Below are 17159 nucleotides of genomic sequence, written 5' to 3' on the forward strand. Positions count from 1 at the left end.
AATAAAATCTCCTCCAAGTAGAAGTGTAACATCCATGTTTGTTCATGGTCTTTTTACACTGGCTACCTTAAGGGGATAATATCATTAGGGTGTCTTTTTACATGTAAATGAAATAAATTATAAACTAAAAAACTTATATATGGATATCAGTAATTTGTAATACTCATTTAAAAAGACATTATATTTACTTCACATAAATACTGTAAAATAGTCTTCTATCAGAAGCCTATCAACTAATTCGGCGTCTATTGTTGATTTTAAAAAAAGTATTAATGTTCTTATAGGATATACTGCTAATGGTAGAGTAAAATTATATTATTATCGAATACAACCAAGATACGTTTAGAAATAATATGTGTTAAAAATAAAATTAATCTAATATAAATATTTATATTAGATTACGAACCAATTATTTAAATGAACAAGGAGGTAATCGAAATGATTAAATATTCTAAAATAAGCTTATCCAATGGAAATGAGTATATTATACCAATTCAATCTAATATTTTACTTGAAAAAGAACTTATAAATAAAGATGGAGAAATTTACAATAAATTCATTATAATTTCACAAACAGATTTAGAAACAGAAAAAAAGATGTATTTAACTCTAAATCCTCAACACATAGTGACAATTGAAGAAATCAACATAAAACTACAAAACAGTATCCCTTCGATATTTAGAATTGAAAAAACATGATTAATACAAAACAAAAAACATCTCTTTGTTCTTCCCTTATTACGCTTTGAACATCTGTTTCTTGTAAAAGTTTACTTTGTTGATCCAATCTTTGAATCAACTCTAAATTTAGATGCTCTAATCGTTCTATACGTTCTCCTACCTAATACTTTTATGTGTTCTGTATCTGTGACTTTATCTATATCAACAGTTGCTATCTCACTTTCTCGAATACTTGTCATTGCTAGATTTATAGCCTGTTCTAGCGTTACGTTCTTCTTGTTCATAGCAGTTACTATCCGTTCTGTAGTTGATACGTCTTTATAATAAAAAATCCTAGAATTATTATTCCCACGCTCAAAAGGATACCCCGCTTCCTCCAAAGCAAGACAATATTTACGCAAAGTACTTGAGTCAACACCTAAATTTTTGGCTACCTTAGATCCCCAATAAGTTTGAACCATATTTTATCCCCCCTCTGCTCCAAGCTGTTCTTCAGTTACTATATAGTGTCTTCCTCCTTTAAAAAGGTAGCACCTTCTTTTTCAAATTCAAAGAGTTTTTTTAGAGTAGAACATCATAAACTCAACTATTTTTATACAAGTTTTTATGCACTGTTTTGTACTAATACAGGTCATTCCTAAGTCTAAAAAACCTTAATATCTCCATCGTGTATAAAATCATGCATAAAAAAATAATAAATAAAAAGAGAAATTCATTGATTTAACTAGAATTTCTCTTTTTATTTGCTACCGATAATTAGACGTTATGTTTACTTTGCATGAGTACTTATTCTCGGTCGGTTTTCTCTTTTTTACGATTTAATTCTTGTCGTTTGATCTTACTTTTTCTTTTTGGCTAAAGTGCTGGCTCGTCTTATGGGAGCGAACCACCACGTATTATGTATATATTTGTCAAATAAGAACTATTTTAGAACGATTGATTTAAGCGATTCGGCTCGTATACTCGCGCATTCAAGTCGAGCAATTTCCCCCCGTTTTTAGTCCGTTCGCCCTGACGAAAGTTAACAATCAACTGAAAAAAGTTTGGCAAGGATTTGTGTCATTTTTTATAACGTATTTCAACTTACTCGTATCCCAGAGATACGCTGACTATTCTAAGAATCCCATTGTTTATCTGAAACTTTTCTGTAAACCACAGTTATATGCACTTACCATATTAGATATAGCAATATGAGTATTAGTTTCTACATTTTTCAAATTTTCGTTCATTAAATCTCTAGGTGCTAATCACCTCAACGGAGTTGAAACAGTCCAAGGGATCTTCCCTGATCTCCAACTGCATTTGGATCAAACTTGCTTTCAAGGTGTATATCCAACGACTATTATACGCTGGGTTCATGAATATGGCCATCTTATCTATCAAATTTGGAAGAAGAAAAATAAAAGAGTACAATTATCCTGGAAATTAAATGAGGCCTATATAAAAGTCAAAGGGCATAGCGTTACCTGTATCGTGCAATTGATAAAGAAGGGTACACAATGGATATTCAACTTCGTAAAAAACGGGATCATCGGGCTGCCTACGCCTTTATGTAAAGGTTAGTGAAAATGTTTGGAGAACCAACGATTCTAACAACGGACAAAATACTGGCATTACTTTGTGTATTCAAAAAATTAAAGGAACAAGGCTTTTATAAACATACAACGCATTGTACAATAAAGCATTTGAATAATCTCATATAACAGGACCATAGACATGTAAAACGTCATTTGGCCAAATCTGGAGGATTTCATAGTATTTGCCATGCTTCGCGTACCTTGAAAGGTATTAAAACTTTTCATGCTATATATAAATGAAAACGAAGTTTGCAATAACCAAACTTCGTTTTTCGACGTACAATGAATTACATCAATTATTAACGAACACATAAAATCCATCTGCGATCATACCAACTTTTCATCTGTTAAGAAACTTTGCAACAGAATCTTTACAAGTATCATATATGTTAAAAAATCACAAGATAGCGAAGGCGATACAATAAGTATCTTGGTCATAATTTAGAAAGATGCTTGTGTACAAATTAGAGTAGTATGGAGAAACAAGCAATCGTGGTACTTAAAACATTAACAAGCTCTCCAAATTATTCTCATTGTGGCAACAAAATTAAAGACGTGAAAGATCTAAACCTTCGTGAATGGAATTGCCCTTCTTGTGGTATGTATTATGATAGAGATATGAATACAGGAAAAAAATTCAAAAAAGGGGTCTTAAGGTTTCTAACCGTAGGGACTACGGAGATTTCCCTCTATAGAACCGAGGGATACTTTGGTCCCCCACTTCAAGCAACTTATTAGAGTGTTAAGTAAGTGGAATTCGACCATATATTCTTTTTGATTTTAAAAGTCAGTCCCTTTTTCAAATCCATAAATTAGTAGATGTTACTCAATTATTAATAGTACCCCTCTTAAATAATTTTTAGTTCATATATTAAATGTTTTTTTCTTAGTTGGGTAATAATTTTTTAAATTCTTTTTGTATTCTACTTTATCTAACACATTAAATGGGATAAATTCCCCGGTACAATGAGAAGCTACAAATCCGCCATAAATAGGATGCCAAATAATAATATATTGCTCTCCCATATATTGCACTTCATCAATCTGACGAATGGGAATCGCACCTGGCATTAATTTATCTCGGAATTGATACATATAGACCTCCTGAAATTTTTTATTTCCCTTATAATACATAAAAATTTGCTACTATTACCAAAATTCCTTGTGTTTTTTTTCGATATATTTTTCTAACATAGAGTCAATCAATACTACAGTTATTGGATTTTTCCCCAATCATATGAATTAAATCAATATTTTATTTTTAATGAATTGAACTATAGGCTTATACAACCATTATACGCATAAGTTATAGATTTACGATACGAGAAAGCCCCTGCAGGGCTTAAATCCGCCATTAGACATGGGATGAATGTACCGCTTTTACGTAGCGAAACATGTTAAAATGGCTTAAAAGTCATGCACAAGACTCTAAAACCGTACAACTTTATAGAGTTAGTATTTAGTATGTATTATAATAGTAGTTTTTCTTTTTTACTGAGACCTGTGAATTTTCCCTTTCTCAATTCCTTCCCCCCCCTCTTCTAGAGCACGTGCTAATTTAACTTCTTCATAATTCTCACGAGCTTCTGACACTATTCGGAATGAGGAGTCATGACTCATATTTTTCAATAGATTTACTTTGCTTCCATTCGTTATTTGACCAATTTTGGAATTTCAACAAAATGAATTTCTATATCATCACTTAGTATCTGTTGCTTTTTACTATTCCATAACTGCCCTATGGTGTGAAATGAATCATCCTGGGAGAATAATATAAAATCTATTAAGTTATTGGTAATTGTTTTCCAAGGTGAACAATATGGCATCCCTTCTTGACATTAAAATTGTTCTCGGTTATTTATCTAATAGATATTCTATTTAGTATACATATCTATTAGATAAATAAAAAACATATTGAAAAGATTTTTACATAAACATATAGGAGAGTAAATTTGCTTTTTTAACTATAAAAGGAATTTTCAGAACAAAAGGGAGGCGTATGTCATGGACAACAAGCATCAAAAACACACACAAAGTGAATCACAAGATAATCCCCTTGTAACTGATTTTGAATCCAAAATGCAACAACATCCAAATATAAAAGAAAAGAATCATCGATTACCATTCAATATTTTGTTAAATATTCCAAATGGATTTCAGATACAAAAGGAAAAAAAACCAAAAGTGATGTATGATTTAAATCATCTTTCCATGATAAAAGAAACATGTAAAAAATCCATTGAAGTGGATAATTGTGGGTACGTTGATATTGATTTACATGCTTTAAAGATAAAGGGCAGTTTATCTTATTTACTTAATCTATATATTGAACCAATCAATGATGGGAAAATATACAAAAAAAATTCTAGGGATGGTTCTATCGCTTTATCATATAAAGAAACATTACATGTTGACCACGTAGTAAAATATAGCGTGGGACAATTACCCTATTATGTTATTGATGATGAACATGTCCAAATACGCCATTTAGAAATAAAAGTATTTGATGAAAATTACAATGTGGTAAAAGTTTCTGGGGAATTTTATTTTGAGTATGAATAACAATTAAAAAATAATGAAATTTTCTATCAACCTTTAGATTCTTGTATAAATATTGTGTACATTAGAATTAATAGTGATACCGAATATTTTATTGTTTAGATGGATTTGTTTTTTGACAAACTTCTATCTTCATAAAGTCTTGCCTTTCTTTAATCAATCCTATTGTCTCTATTGAAGTCAATATACTTTTTGCTGACGGGGAAATATCCAATCCTAACATGGTATAACTTCGTTTTTTGATAAAAGAGGACCACACGCCTGTTTTACTGAGTTGAAACAAGGGATTAAGAAATATATGATGTACTATAACCATTATAGATATCAATGAAATTTAAAGAAGATGACTCCTTTTGGATGTTCTTACTCCAAGTAGACAGTAATAGATTAGGTGTCTTTTCATTAAGCAGCCTTAATTCCAAATTCAATAGGACTAAGGTTGTTTAATTTTTTTTGAAATCTTTTGTTATTGTAATAGCCCATATATCTTTTAGTAACCTTAAAAACTTCTGCTTTTTCATGAAACGTATGTCTATAAAAGCATTATGCCTTAAAATGACTAAATAAACTCTCTATACATGCATTATCGAAACACTTTCCCTCCCTAGACATACTCACAGTTATTTTGTGCTTTTTAATTATATTTTTTTGACGTATACTGATAACCTCGGTCAATATATAATACTGCTTCGTGGACTTTTCTTTTTCTTAAGGCTTTATTAACTGTGTCTGTAACTAATTTAAAATTGTTGTATTCACTCATTTGATAGGACACAACTTCCTTATTGTAAAAGTCTAGTATCACGGAAAGATATTTGCCCTTATTGTTAAAGGTAAGTTAGGTTATGTCTGTAACCCATTTTTCATTTGGTCTTGTAGTTAAAAACTCTCTGTTTAACAGATTTTCCGACAAGACGCATTGTTCTTTTAAACCAAAATGCCTCCACTTTTTCTTTTGAATCTTAGCTTATAGGCCCAGAATACCATCATTTTTATATTTTTCAATCCAACTATCTATAACTGAATATGTAACTCCCAATTCCTCTATATAAGTACAATTCAATAGCTTCCATTTTAAAATCCATTGAAAAAGTTCATCTAATTTTACCCATAAAAAAATCCCCTCCATAGTAAACAGGGTAATGTGCTTTCTTTTTCCTGTCTACTATAAGGCGATCATATCATCTTGATGTTGCTTGTTTTTCCTGAAATTCCCTTTATAAAGGGTTTAAATTACTATTCGGCCTTTTTTATTTTTTAATCTCCTCACTTTATTTTTGAAATTAAAATAATTGTAAACTGGCAACGTGTAGTTTTTTTATCTATCCATTTGGCATATGAATAATCCATTGCTAAAAAGGTTCCTCATTTTTTTAACAAATAACTAAATGAATACACTCTAATGGAAACCCCTGATTTTTACTTTCTATCTTTGATATAAGGTATGTCGTTTGTAACGATTACATTCACATATCCTTTGTTGCGTCGCCTTTAAAAAATTTCCTTATGAAGAATATTTTCATTATATTTAACATTAGTCGTCGTGCCTATATTCCCCTCTACGATCACCATCATGATAATTTTGTTCATCCCGATAACTATATCCATAACGAATTTTTTCTATATTTATGGCATCTAAACTTGTATAACAATCATTTCCATTTCGTTTAATCCAATAAATAAAATCCTCACATTTCTCTTCTGTAAACCGAATAAAGATCCCCTCTCCTTCAAATCTTCCAGCGGAATACACCTTTATTCGATCTCCCTCACATAAATCAAAAAGACGTTTTCTTGTCATGTTAGCTGTCTCCCTTTGCTAAAATTATTCATTTCACAAATAGCATATGCTGTACATAAGCCTATTGACTGGGCGTTTTAAAATCATATATTTATTTTTGTTATTTAAAAAGTGTTGTTGCAAATTTTCCGAACAGATAAAAAGTTAGTATGTTGCAGATAGATTTTATGCAATCGTTAGTAATTGATGTAACTCATTGTACGTCGAAAAAACGAAGCTTGTTTGTTGCAAGCTTCGTTTTCATATATATAGAGCATGAACGGTTTCAATACCTTTCAAGGTACGTGAAGCATGACGAATGCTATAAAATCCTGCGAATTTGACAAAACGTCTTTTTACATATCTATGGTCTTGTTTCAAATGAGTGTCTGGGTTTTTAATTGTAAAATATCTCAATTTTAAATCAACAATTACAAATACTAAATAAACCCATTTTTAGGATGTTTATAATTTCTAATTTTTTATAATTTTAAACATTTATCCTTTCAGACAAATTAACTCGATACTTTCTATATAAAACGTATCCTCGGTTTCTCCGATTTCAATTCGTACATGATTACTTTGCGGTAATACCTCTACTGTTTTTGTCATATATCCTTCTTCACAAGACGTGAACTTCAGTGTTTCCTGATGTCCATTACAATCCATCACTGTTACATATCCTTTTCCATGACCTTCTTTTTTTACAATCACACGTAACACTTATCCATGTTGATCTTGGACATGCAGATTTTGAGATACCCCAGCACTCCAGTTTGATATAACTAATACAGAAGCACCATCCATTTGTTGCACCGCGGCCTTTCCTGTTGCGTGCCATCCTATTAATACTTGTGTAAAGCCACCATTTGTTATAACATTTCGTGCCTTATATAAATAACAAGCTTGAGTTATACGCGCATTTAAGTCTGTATATACATCATAGTTCATACCTGGAACATCCGGTAACCACTCATGGTGTACATACGGAATTAACTGTGCCAACTGATCAGCGTTTTGAATATGACCTAAAGTAGTATGATAGTGTAACTCTTCTCCTTGTGCAGTTGCGAACAAGGCATCTACAGCCTGTTTTGCTGGATCATAGGATTGTTGTGTTTCGAGGCGTTTTTTTCTCCATTTGTTGATTCCATTTCTTTTTCTTTCGCTTCACATGTGTCAATGCTTCGTCTGTTAGTGGGCCTTCTTCAATCACTTTTAAATTATCTAATGTCGCGGAACCATCTGGGGAAGAAATTTTAAATAAAATCAACATTTCTATTCTGGTACAGCGATTGTTCATTGTTGTATAATTCATTACAGAAAGTCATAGAAGGTACGTATGGTATATCATTTGGTACATTCATGATGGTATCTATTTCTTTTCCATAACAAATTACCATTAATTTTAGCTCTTTACTACTTCCCGCAAATCCTCTTATTTGATAACGTGTGTAAGGTTTTAATTTGGATTCGTCAATTTTCTGGTATATATATGTTGGGAATAAGATTCCGTAAATATCCCTCGCCCCATGCATATTTAGATATTGTCCTTTAAAAATTGAATTATCGTTATGAATGGACATATTATTACTTGTAGTCCAGCCATTAAATAAGTCTTCAAAATCACCATTTTGAATTAGATTACGGGAATGACTGAGGTCTTTTGCATGTTTTACTTCATCCCATAACATCATATTCTCTTTAGAATGTTCTTCCTCTAAAATAGTCTTTAAAGAAATTGCAGCCTGATCTATTTCATGATTTGTCGTTTCTATTTTCAAAATATTTTTCGCCCCATTTGTAAACATAGAATTCACAACCTCTCCGCTTTTCTGAATGACAATCCCATCTAAATTAGTAAATACTTTGTGTTAATCGATACATAAATCATTCGCTGCTGTCTTTAATTATTCTAAGATTTAGTTCAATGTACAAGCTATTACACCTTAATCCACTGGATAAAATTCAATTCTGTCAATAATAATTTGATTATTTGATAACCCAGTTCCTTGTCAAATAGCTATATCTATTGTTGTATTTGGAGGTAAATCCATTGTAAAAACCTGATTATACTCTTTATATTTAAACTCCTCGTATTTTAAATCTGTTGGTATTATCTTATTAGGTCTTGAAAATGTACGTTCTGTAGTAAATGCTGCACCGAATTGAGTACCATCTAATAAATATGATACAGTCGCTGTAAATGCATTATTTGCAGCATAACGTATACGTAAACCATAACGTCTGGAAGTACCAGTAAAGTTACCTGTTTTACATTCGATTGACATCCTACTGTTACCAAAAACATCACTTAGAAGAGCAACTAAATCTCCGCCTGTATGACCAGGACCTGCAATTACTTTAGCATTTGAAGTAAGACCTGAGCTTTAACAGCAGGAATTTGTGTAATTCTACTTGGAACAATTAGATTATTAGGTTCTACACTGGTATGTGTCCAAGCGAATGAGTATCCAAAAGTATAAATTGGATAAATTTCACCAGTTCGAGAGTATATCATTTTAATATCAGATAGCACATGTTTTGTTTGGTTAATAGAAATATTATTTGATATTGTTGAGTTTCGCAAAACATTAATATATATTAATATAACATTTTATAGTACCCCTGAATAATAATCTTGATTTGGCTTCTGGTTACCAGAATACTCACTTATATAAAAACTCAGCCTAGGTATTCCAGATATTGGATAAAAATTATTTGGATCCCTGAATTGTAACAGAAGTAATTTATAAACAAAATAATCAAATCTTATTTCTTGTGGTGTACCACTTGCGACTCTTTGAGTTAGACCAAAATATAAAGATTGCTGTTGGTGAGTATAACTATATATAGGTTTAAGACCAGACAATGAAGCCACCTGAAAAGTTGGGTTGAAAGTTTCACGTATTGTATAAAGAGATAATCTTTTTAACCAGGTAAATAATGATGGGGGATGTGTAAGCTTGTTTTCCAATGATTGTAGACTTTCACTTTGTTGAGCTTGTTGTAAATAAAATGATGACATATAAACTTTTCTAGTAAGCTCTGTTTTTGTCGAGATTGGATATTTACATATATCATAATTTGAGAATAATGCAACTAAATCTAATGCACTTAGAGTAATCTCTCTACGATACTCATTGAAAATATCCCATGGGATATTTGGTTTATTTTTAATTATATTTAAACCGTTTCTATATGTTTCTGCAATATCATTAGTATAATTTTTTATTTTATTTTTTAAATCAGTATAATATTGTTGTGAAGTTTTAAATGATATCGGTTGATCTCGAGTATATTTTACCCATTCATCACCATATTTAGCACCTCTTTGGTATAATATTAAATCAATATTTACAGTTTGTGCATAGAGACTAAGTAATTCAGGTTTATTACTTACATTTATTATTAATTATTTTTTAAGATCTATAATGGCATTGTCAATAGCTGAAAATCTTAATAATACATCCCTTGTAGTAGCTGAGTTTTTTACGTTCTGCCATATTGCAAACTCTTTCTCAAATAACTGAAGTTTTTCTAATAGTGCACTGTAATATCCTTTGAGAGGGATTAATATACGTTCTATGGCTTCTTGTGATAGCTCTGGTCTAATAAGATTTAGCCCTCTATGTGTAAATTCCTCCCATACTATAGTTTTATTCTCTGGCCAAAGAAAAGGTATTATTGATGAAAAAGCTCCTAAAATTAATCCTATAGCTTCTCCCGGACCAGGAGTAAGACCAATTATAGAAGCTATTACCCCTATAGCGGCAGCAACTGAATTAATGTCAGAGTCTCTAGGAGTACAAAGTAGAGTAATAGTTTGACACATATTAAGCCAATCTTTATAACTTGTATTTTGTAAAGAAACTTATGAATTATTTGCTAACTTATGCCTTGAATAAGTATTATTTTTTGAACAATTCGTAAATAATACAATATTTAGTTTTCACTTTTATTTTGATATAAATTCATTTTTATTCTTCCCTTATACTCACAATTTCTGATACACAAAACAATAAACATATACATGACTGACTTTAATCTAAATATTCATGATTTTTCTAACGATATGTTCATTCTCTCCAGCAAAAAAGGGTTATGATACAAAAAGATAGCCAGAAGCAAAAAAAGAAGTACATTTCTCACAAATTCAACTCTTAGGCAGTCAATCCAAACAGCTGATGGATAAACATATTGATATCTGACAGACTGCACCCTTAATTTGATTTGTCCTCTGTTGATCCTATGCATGACTTCTATTCCAGCAATCACTTTGTAGCAGTTTGCAATGATTTCAATCCAAGCATATTTTGGATTCGTTTTTTGATAAAACGATGGTCCTGTTCAATGATGTTGTTTAAATATTTTTTCATACGAAGTGGTATATCATGTGGTATGTTCTTTTTATCTTTATATTCTTTTATAAAAAATACAATTATTACACGTGGTTTTGTGGCATGATAAGAAGCCAAGGATTTCTTTAGAAAATACTTGGCAGCCTTTTTACTACTCAAAGAAAGGTCAATAGTGTTTCCTTCAAAATCAATAGCACGATATAAATATATTTTCTCTCCTTTAATTTTTATGTATATTCATCCCATTTCCTAATAATCATTCTTTAGCTCCAGATGCTTTCGAATCCGCTCATTTAATTATAGTCCATATCGACCTAACGCATAATGGTTGTATGAGACAAAAATAGTACTCGTTCCTTCTTCACTTCCAACAAAGCATGAAAACTTAGGTTTTACCGTTAATACAATAATATCTGGCTGATAATGTTTCCATTCGAACATACTGTCTTTTTCCATGCTGATCACACACCATTTTAAAATATTAGTATGCTCAAATTTTAAAAAATATATTTAAGGGTTTTGTTGCAAAGTTTCTTAACGGATAAAAATTTAAATTGAGTACGATTAAACCTTATGCAATTATAAGTAATATTTTCAATTTATTGTACGTTTAAAAACCGCGGTTTTGTCGCAAACTGCGGTTTTGTTTATATACAGTATAAATGGTTTAAATTTCCTTTATAGTACGTGAAGCATGGCTAATACTTTGAAATCCTGCGTATTTGGAAAAACGAAAGTAGTAGCCGACGGCTATTAAAATAATGCCTTTCTTGAACTGTTTTTCTTAAAAATATCGCATTTATGATTCTCCTCACTCCTTTTTTCAAGAGTGTTACTAGGCTTAAGGAACTTTACAACAGAACCAATTGATTAACCGCCCAATCAATAGGCTAATGTACAGCATATGCTATTTGTGAAATGAATAATTTTAGAAAAGGGAGACGGCTAACATGACAAGAAAACGCTTTTTTGATTTATGTGAGGGAGATCGAATAAAGGTGTATTCTGCTGGAAGATACGAAGGAGAAGGGATCTTTATTCGGTTTACAGAAGAAAAAAGTGAGGATTTTATTTATTGGATTAAACGAAATGGAAACGATTGTTATACAAGTTTAGATGTCATTAATATTGAAAAAATTCGTTATGGGTATAGTCATCGAGATGAGCAACATCATCACGATGATGATCTTAAAGGAGAATATAGACACGATGAGTAATGTTAAATATAATGAAAATAATCTTCGTAAGGAGGTTTTAAAGGTGATAAAACAAAGGGTATGTGAATGTAATCGTTGTAAACGACATACCGTATATCAAAAATGGAAAATAAAAGTCGGAGATCCCATTAAGGTCTATTCATATGGTTATTTGTTAAAAAAATGGGGTAATTTTCTAGGAATGGATTATTCATTTGTCAAATGGATAGATGGAGAAAAAAATCTACATTTTACGAGTTTACAATCGCTTCAAATTCAAAAAATAATGTAATCATAAAAATAAATAACTATTTAAAATGGGGCTGTCTCTGACAGCTTCATTTTTTAGTTTGTTCGTGGTTAAACATGAACAAACTTTTCAACAGAACTTCATTTCACATAGTACTTATTGTACCAATTTACAAACTGAGTTAAACCTTCTGCTATTGTTGTTGAAGGATAGAAGCCCACATCAGCCTGCAAATCGGAGATATCCGCATATGTCTCCTTAACATCCCCTTGTTGTAGGGGTAAAAATTCTATTTTTGCCTTTTTTCCAATTAGTTTTTCTAATATATTAATAAAATCCATTAATTTAATAGGATTATGGTTACCAATGTTATAGATTTTGTACGGAGCATAGCTTGAACTTGGGTCAGGGTTAGCTGTATCCCATCTTCCGTTATATATTGGTGCATTATCGAGTAATCGAATTATTGCCTCAACAATATCATCAATATAAGTAAAATCTCTTTTCATATCCCCATTATTAAAAACCTTAATTGTATTCTCTTCAATAATATTTTGGGTAAATGAGTAATAAGCCATATCAGGTCTCCCCCAAGGGCCATATACAGTAAAGAACCTGAGTCCAGTGGTTGGTATATTAAATAAATGACTATAGGTATGAGCCAACAATTCATTAGATTTTTTCGTAGCAGCATATAAACTTACTGGATGATTTACTGAGTCTTTTGTTGAGAAAGGAATATTAGTATTAGCTCCGTAGACAGAACTTGAGGATGCATAAATTAAATGCTCGACATTATATTGTCGGCATGCCTCTAAAACATTTACAAATCCAACTAAATTGGAATTAATATAAGAATCTGGGTTATCAATACTATAACGTACTCCCGCTTGAGCGGCTAAATTAATGACTATATTAACCTTTTTGTCTGTAAATATTTTATTTAATTCTTCTTTATTTGATATATTTATTTTATGGAATTCGAAATTATCGTTTTCTCGCAATATTTTAAGGCGATCTTTCTTTAAAAAAATATCATAATAATCATTTAAGTTATCTACACCTATAACATTGATATCTTGAGCCAACAAACGTTTTGCTAGGTGGAAACCAATAAAACCTACCGCCCCTGTCACCAAGATTTTCATAGTATTAATTCCAATCCTTTCTATATAAAATTTTCACGACATCTAAAATACCTAATATTAAGTTGTAATTATGAGCTTCTATTTTCAATACTTTACAAAAGCTAAGCAAGTTCATTATGCTGGAATTCAGAAAAAAACAACCAGAAATTTCATTTTCCCCGAGAAGATTGATTTTTTATTTATTTGGAGCCCGCCCCCCATTTTAGCTTCAAATCTCATGAGTTTTCGAACCCAAATCAGTCATCAATTACAAAGAGATTTTATTATTCAAATGGATATCCTTAATCACATTCAATTGTCAAGTTTTTTTATATTTAATAGGAAATACTGATTTTGGTAGCGCACTTTTATATAAGGGATAAAATAGTAAATCCCCCCTGCTACTACATGTTCCGTAACGAGTCAACGAGAATCATTTACTTTTCCAACTGAATAAGGGAATAAAAAACAAGATTCATCATTTGCAAAATAATAAACGTAGCGAAATAGACCTACTATCATTTAATAGACAGTTTTGTCTTTCGTCCATTTAGCGTATGTTTTAGGATCTATTTCTTTTACTTGTTCTAGAAAAGTATCTAAAAAATTTCTTTCGCCTAGGTTTCTAAATAACTCGAGGGGGGTTTTTTGATCATGTGAAAATGAGTACACATGATCGACTAATTTAAAACCATTGTTGGTTACAATAATATGTCGTAAAGGTGCATCGATTTTTTTGAAACCTGATTTTTTCATCTTTTTTAATATATAGAGTAATCGCCTTGTTATGTCTTCAGAAAATATAGATTGTTTTTTCAGAAAAGTATTTAAATCTGGTCCTGAAAGATATTCCATTAAAATATAATTTGGTCCTGTTTCAAATACTTTTGGGATAAAAGATAAATGTTGACTTGATAAAAGAACATTTTTTTCTCGATTTGCATGCTCAGTTTCTCCGTATATCTTTACGCATTGGTCTTCAGACACCCTATAAACGGCTCCTTGATGCCCTTTCCCAATTAGTGCTTGGGTAATCGTACTATCTATTTTTACACCATTCCCTGAACCTCCATGGAGGACGGTAATATTTCTAAAGTCTAAATTTTTACGATTTAAATATTTATTCCATTCATTAAAAATGTCCGGTTCAAGATTTTTCACCTGAGCTAAGAATGAGTCCTTTAACAGGATTGTTTTTAAATCTCTTAATAATTTTTGTGGCACAGGGTATTTTTTTTTGAAGGAATTCTCATAGCCAATCACCTTAAGTTCATCATTGTCGACTACAAAAATATTGTGTAGAGAGGCGTCTATCATGGTAATTTTTGCTTGTTTTAATTTCTTTAATATAGATAGAAGTTTCTCTACTATAAAACTAGGCATATACATACAATCTTTAAGGTATTCTTTTAAGGTTGGAGCATTAAAATATTCCATGACTATATAGTTTGATCCAGTATCATATACTACAGGCATAAAGGGAAAATTTTGCCCATTTTTAAGGACTTTTCCTTCTATTTTTGCTTGTGCCGGGTCTGAATAAATTTTCACACATTTATCTTCTGCAATTTTAAATACAGCACCTTGAGTTCCCATACCTATCAGTGGATAGGTAGTGGGATTGTGAATTTCTAAATTTTTTTTACCTTTGGCTACGGTAATCGCTTTGAAATCCTTCATGATTATCCTCCTAATCTCACATCTTTCGCTTATTATTGAAGCTGTTCGATATAACCAAGAGCTTTTTTCACATTTTGGGTTCTTTGTTGTTTTTTATCTTCTTTATGAGAGACTACCGTTTCTTCATCTTTAAGCTGATGTTGAAGTTGTTGAATATAATTAAGAGCTTTTTTTACGTTTTGGATTCTTTGTGTTTCTTTATCTTTTTTACGAGAGACTACTATTTCTTCATCTTTAAACTGATGTTGAAGTTGTTGAATATAATTGCTAGGTGTTTTTTTGTTTTTTTTTCGAGGCAAAATTGAATTCTTTTTATAAGGACCTATTAGTTCATCATAAAATTCAGCTTGCTGTTGAAGCTGTTGAACGAGGCTAAAGTTTTCTTCGATTTTTTTACGAGCCGCTAATGTATAGGATTTCCACATATCTCTATTTGTTAGCATAAATTCAAGAGCATTTGCCAGCGCATCTACATTATTTTCTTGTACTAATATGCCTTCCTTATTATTTGTTATTAATTCAGGGATGCCCGCATGGTCAGTCGAAATCACTGGTACCCCAAGCGCCATAGCTTCTTTTAATGTATTAGGTATACCTTCTATATCTCCATTAAAAGCTTCTAAGCTAGCTGCGCAAAATATATCTGCATTGTTCATTTGTTCTCGTACGTGATCTTTAGGGAGGTGATTTAATAAACGAAAAGAGTTTCCTAAGTTAAGTTGAATCGCCAAGGACTTTATATATTCTTCCAGTTCTCCTCTTCCAATAATTGTGAGTGTGGCTTTTGGAAATTCACCTTTAATCTTTTTAAACGCTTTCATTAAGATGTGGTGTCCTTTTTTCTCTACTAATCTACCAACAGATAAAATGTTTTGAGTTCCCTCTTTCTGGAGAGTTTGATAATTGTATTGGCTAAGGTCAACACCACCATATAACACCCTAATTTTTTCTGGAGGACAGCCCCAAGCAATTAGCCTATCGGCTAAATACTTGCATACTGGAAAGAAACGTTCCCCTTGACCAAAAAGCAATTTCATGTTTTCAAGATAACCAATAGGCTGATTAGCTAGCGTCGCATCCCTTCCTCGAATACTTGTTACCAATGGAAGGTTTGTTTCAATTTTAAAAGGAAGTAACAACATCCCTAATTGACCATGATGAGCATGTAAGAGTGAGATATTATTTTTTTTCACATATTCTTTTGGAGAAAAGATATCACTGAAATAATGAACTTTCTCATTCAAAAGAGAAAGATCTGTCATATATTGTGGTTGTCGCACCATATGGATGTAATTATAATTAGGAATTTCTCTAATCTGGGAGATGTATTGGGTCGGATCGACTCTTAAGTTCAAATGTAAAGTTGTATGCAATTAAATGTTCTCCTTTCAATTATAGTAAGCAAATTTTTAGGTATTTTATGCATAGTTTTTTATGCGTACCTAGGCTAAATGATAATAAATTTCTGGTTCTGTTGCAAAGTATTAGAGTAAAACTATTTGGGCTATACTTGGATAGAAAATTTCTTTAATCACCTCTAGTCAGAGTGCTTTCATTTGTATGTTTTCCGACAGAAGAATCCACTTCAAAAAGGTATCGTTGTCAAATAATCGTTTTAGATGGGATATGAATGTCGTTAGGTGTAATATTACATTTTTTTGTAAAATATAGATCATATAAGAAAGTAAGAGACAATTTATGTTAATCAAGGAAGCGTATAAATTGCGTGGCTACCCATATCAAGAACAACCTATCAAGCAGCTGATATTTTTTACACTATTTTAAGAAATAGAACGATGCTCCATAATCCAAGCCCAAGCGCAATAAATATATGGAGATCTTGCTGTGATAGGCAATTGAATAAAATCACCGGAATTTGGACTTGTGAATCTTGCAAAGATTCTTGAAGTAACGATACCATATTTTAAATGCGACTAATAGACGGAAT

16 protein-coding genes and 11 pseudogenes are annotated in these 17159 nt (G+C 31.3%); 6 read left to right on the top strand and 21 right to left on the bottom strand.

Annotation, left to right across the window (positions count from 1 at the left end; translation table 11 throughout):
* Positions 1 to 438 precede the first annotated feature (438 nt).
* Positions 439 to 699, top strand: coding sequence for a hypothetical protein (locus KZZ19_RS29590; protein ID WP_237982489.1), 261 nt, complete (start codon positions 439 to 441; stop codon positions 697 to 699).
* Positions 700 to 718: 19 nt separating this feature from the next.
* Here the strand turns inward: KZZ19_RS29590 and KZZ19_RS29595 are convergent.
* Both KZZ19_RS29595 and KZZ19_RS29600 read right to left on the bottom strand, forming a co-directional pair.
* Positions 719 to 1142: pseudogene (locus tag KZZ19_RS29595) on the bottom strand (DUF3967 domain-containing protein); the annotation flags it as partial.
* A gap of 672 nt (positions 1143 to 1814) precedes the next feature.
* Positions 1815 to 2002: pseudogene (locus tag KZZ19_RS29600) on the bottom strand (transglycosylase SLT domain-containing protein); the annotation flags it as partial.
* A 14-nt stretch (positions 2003 to 2016) separates the two neighbouring features.
* Here KZZ19_RS29600 and KZZ19_RS29605 point away from each other — a divergent pair.
* A pseudogene (locus KZZ19_RS29605) lies at positions 2017 to 2572 on the top strand (IS6 family transposase); the annotation flags it as partial.
* A 160-nt stretch (positions 2573 to 2732) separates the two neighbouring features.
* Positions 2733 to 2996, top strand: coding sequence for a zinc ribbon domain-containing protein (locus tag KZZ19_RS29610; RefSeq protein WP_432442737.1), 264 nt, complete (start codon positions 2733 to 2735; stop codon positions 2994 to 2996).
* Positions 2997 to 3122: 126 nt separating this feature from the next.
* Here the strand turns inward: KZZ19_RS29610 and KZZ19_RS29615 are convergent, their stop codons facing one another.
* Together KZZ19_RS29615 and KZZ19_RS29620 are read right to left on the bottom strand one after the other, a co-directional pair.
* Positions 3123 to 3353: a hypothetical protein gene (locus tag KZZ19_RS29615; protein ID WP_237982488.1), complete on the bottom strand. Its 231-nt coding sequence runs from the start codon at positions 3351 to 3353 to the stop codon at positions 3123 to 3125.
* Between the two features lie 438 nt (positions 3354 to 3791).
* Positions 3792 to 4093: pseudogene (locus KZZ19_RS29620) on the bottom strand (PD-(D/E)XK nuclease family transposase); the annotation flags it as partial.
* A gap of 169 nt (positions 4094 to 4262) precedes the next feature.
* Here KZZ19_RS29620 and KZZ19_RS29625 point away from each other — a divergent pair.
* Positions 4263 to 4820, top strand: a complete 558-nt coding sequence (locus tag KZZ19_RS29625) for a hypothetical protein (RefSeq protein ID WP_237982487.1) — start codon at positions 4263 to 4265, stop codon at positions 4818 to 4820.
* A gap of 399 nt (positions 4821 to 5219) precedes the next feature.
* Here KZZ19_RS29625 and KZZ19_RS31275 read toward each other — a convergent pair.
* The 14 genes and pseudogenes from KZZ19_RS31275 to KZZ19_RS31285 form a co-directional block, all read right to left on the bottom strand.
* A pseudogene (locus tag KZZ19_RS31275) lies at positions 5220 to 5303 on the bottom strand (IS3 family transposase); the annotation flags it as partial.
* Positions 5304 to 5451: 148 nt separating this feature from the next.
* Positions 5452 to 5622 carry a hypothetical protein gene (locus KZZ19_RS31280; protein ID WP_432442738.1) on the bottom strand — a complete coding sequence of 57 codons (171 nt, stop codon included), beginning with the start codon at positions 5620 to 5622 and terminating at the stop codon, positions 5452 to 5454.
* A gap of 165 nt (positions 5623 to 5787) precedes the next feature.
* Positions 5788 to 5902, bottom strand: a pseudogene (locus KZZ19_RS29630) (helix-turn-helix domain-containing protein); the annotation flags it as partial.
* 449 nt (positions 5903 to 6351) lie between these two features.
* Positions 6352 to 6618, bottom strand: coding sequence for a hypothetical protein (locus KZZ19_RS29635; RefSeq protein WP_237982486.1), 267 nt, complete (start codon positions 6616 to 6618; stop codon positions 6352 to 6354).
* A 165-nt stretch (positions 6619 to 6783) separates the two neighbouring features.
* A pseudogene (locus KZZ19_RS29640) lies at positions 6784 to 6975 on the bottom strand (IS6 family transposase); the annotation flags it as partial.
* 120 nt (positions 6976 to 7095) lie between these two features.
* Positions 7096 to 7548 (bottom strand): annotated as a pseudogene (locus tag KZZ19_RS29645) (hypothetical protein).
* Between the two features lie 151 nt (positions 7549 to 7699).
* Entirely contained in the window at positions 7700 to 7915 is a 216-nt protein-coding gene (locus tag KZZ19_RS29650; protein ID WP_348638084.1) for a hypothetical protein, read from the bottom strand.
* Positions 7857 to 8408 carry a hypothetical protein gene (locus KZZ19_RS29655; RefSeq protein ID WP_265413166.1) on the bottom strand — a complete coding sequence of 184 codons (552 nt, stop codon included), beginning with the start codon at positions 8406 to 8408 and terminating at the stop codon, positions 7857 to 7859. Before KZZ19_RS29655 ends, KZZ19_RS29650 begins: the two co-directional genes overlap by 59 nt.
* Positions 8409 to 8612: 204 nt before the next feature.
* A complete protein-coding gene (locus KZZ19_RS29660; protein ID WP_237982500.1) occupies positions 8613 to 8957 on the bottom strand; it encodes a delta endotoxin C-terminal domain-containing protein in 345 nt (114 codons plus the stop codon).
* Positions 8958 to 9214: 257 nt separating this feature from the next.
* The gene (locus KZZ19_RS29665; RefSeq protein WP_237982483.1) at positions 9215 to 9625 is read right to left on the bottom strand and encodes an insecticidal delta-endotoxin; all 411 of its coding nucleotides are present in this window, start codon (positions 9623 to 9625) and stop codon (positions 9215 to 9217) included.
* 111 nt (positions 9626 to 9736) lie between these two features.
* A pseudogene (locus KZZ19_RS29670) lies at positions 9737 to 10009 on the bottom strand (insecticidal delta-endotoxin Cry8Ea1 family protein); the annotation flags it as partial.
* A gap of 3 nt (positions 10010 to 10012) precedes the next feature.
* Entirely contained in the window at positions 10013 to 10432 is a 420-nt protein-coding gene (locus KZZ19_RS29675; RefSeq protein WP_237982482.1) for a hypothetical protein, read from the bottom strand.
* A 328-nt stretch (positions 10433 to 10760) separates the two neighbouring features.
* A pseudogene (locus KZZ19_RS29680) lies at positions 10761 to 11414 on the bottom strand (IS6 family transposase).
* 268 nt (positions 11415 to 11682) lie between these two features.
* Positions 11683 to 11757 (bottom strand): annotated as a pseudogene (locus KZZ19_RS31285) (IS6 family transposase); the annotation flags it as partial.
* A gap of 151 nt (positions 11758 to 11908) precedes the next feature.
* Between KZZ19_RS31285 and KZZ19_RS29685 the strand changes: the two are divergent.
* Both KZZ19_RS29685 and KZZ19_RS29690 read left to right on the top strand, forming a co-directional pair.
* The gene (locus KZZ19_RS29685; protein ID WP_237982481.1) at positions 11909 to 12175 is read left to right on the top strand and encodes a hypothetical protein; all 267 of its coding nucleotides are present in this window, start codon (positions 11909 to 11911) and stop codon (positions 12173 to 12175) included.
* Positions 12168 to 12446, top strand: coding sequence for a hypothetical protein (locus tag KZZ19_RS29690; RefSeq protein WP_237982480.1), 279 nt, complete (start codon positions 12168 to 12170; stop codon positions 12444 to 12446). The genes KZZ19_RS29685 and KZZ19_RS29690 overlap by 8 nt, the downstream gene beginning before the upstream one ends.
* 98 nt (positions 12447 to 12544) lie before the next feature.
* Here the strand turns inward: KZZ19_RS29690 and KZZ19_RS29695 are convergent, their stop codons facing one another.
* The 3 genes from KZZ19_RS29695 to KZZ19_RS29705 form a co-directional block, all read right to left on the bottom strand.
* Positions 12545 to 13552, bottom strand: coding sequence for an NAD-dependent epimerase (locus KZZ19_RS29695; protein ID WP_237982479.1), 1008 nt, complete (start codon positions 13550 to 13552; stop codon positions 12545 to 12547).
* Positions 13553 to 14053: 501 nt separating this feature from the next.
* Positions 14054 to 15211 carry a hypothetical protein gene (locus KZZ19_RS29700; protein WP_237982478.1) on the bottom strand — a complete coding sequence of 386 codons (1158 nt, stop codon included), beginning with the start codon at positions 15209 to 15211 and terminating at the stop codon, positions 14054 to 14056.
* 32 nt (positions 15212 to 15243) lie between these two features.
* Positions 15244 to 16584, bottom strand: a complete 1341-nt coding sequence (locus tag KZZ19_RS29705; protein WP_237982477.1) for a glycosyltransferase — start codon at positions 16582 to 16584, stop codon at positions 15244 to 15246.
* Positions 16585 to 17159 lie beyond the last annotated feature (575 nt).

The sequence above is a fragment of the Bacillus thuringiensis genome (assembly GCF_022095615.2).
In the GTDB taxonomy this organism is placed as follows: Bacteria; Bacillota; Bacilli; order Bacillales; family Bacillaceae_G; genus Bacillus_A; species Bacillus_A cereus_AG.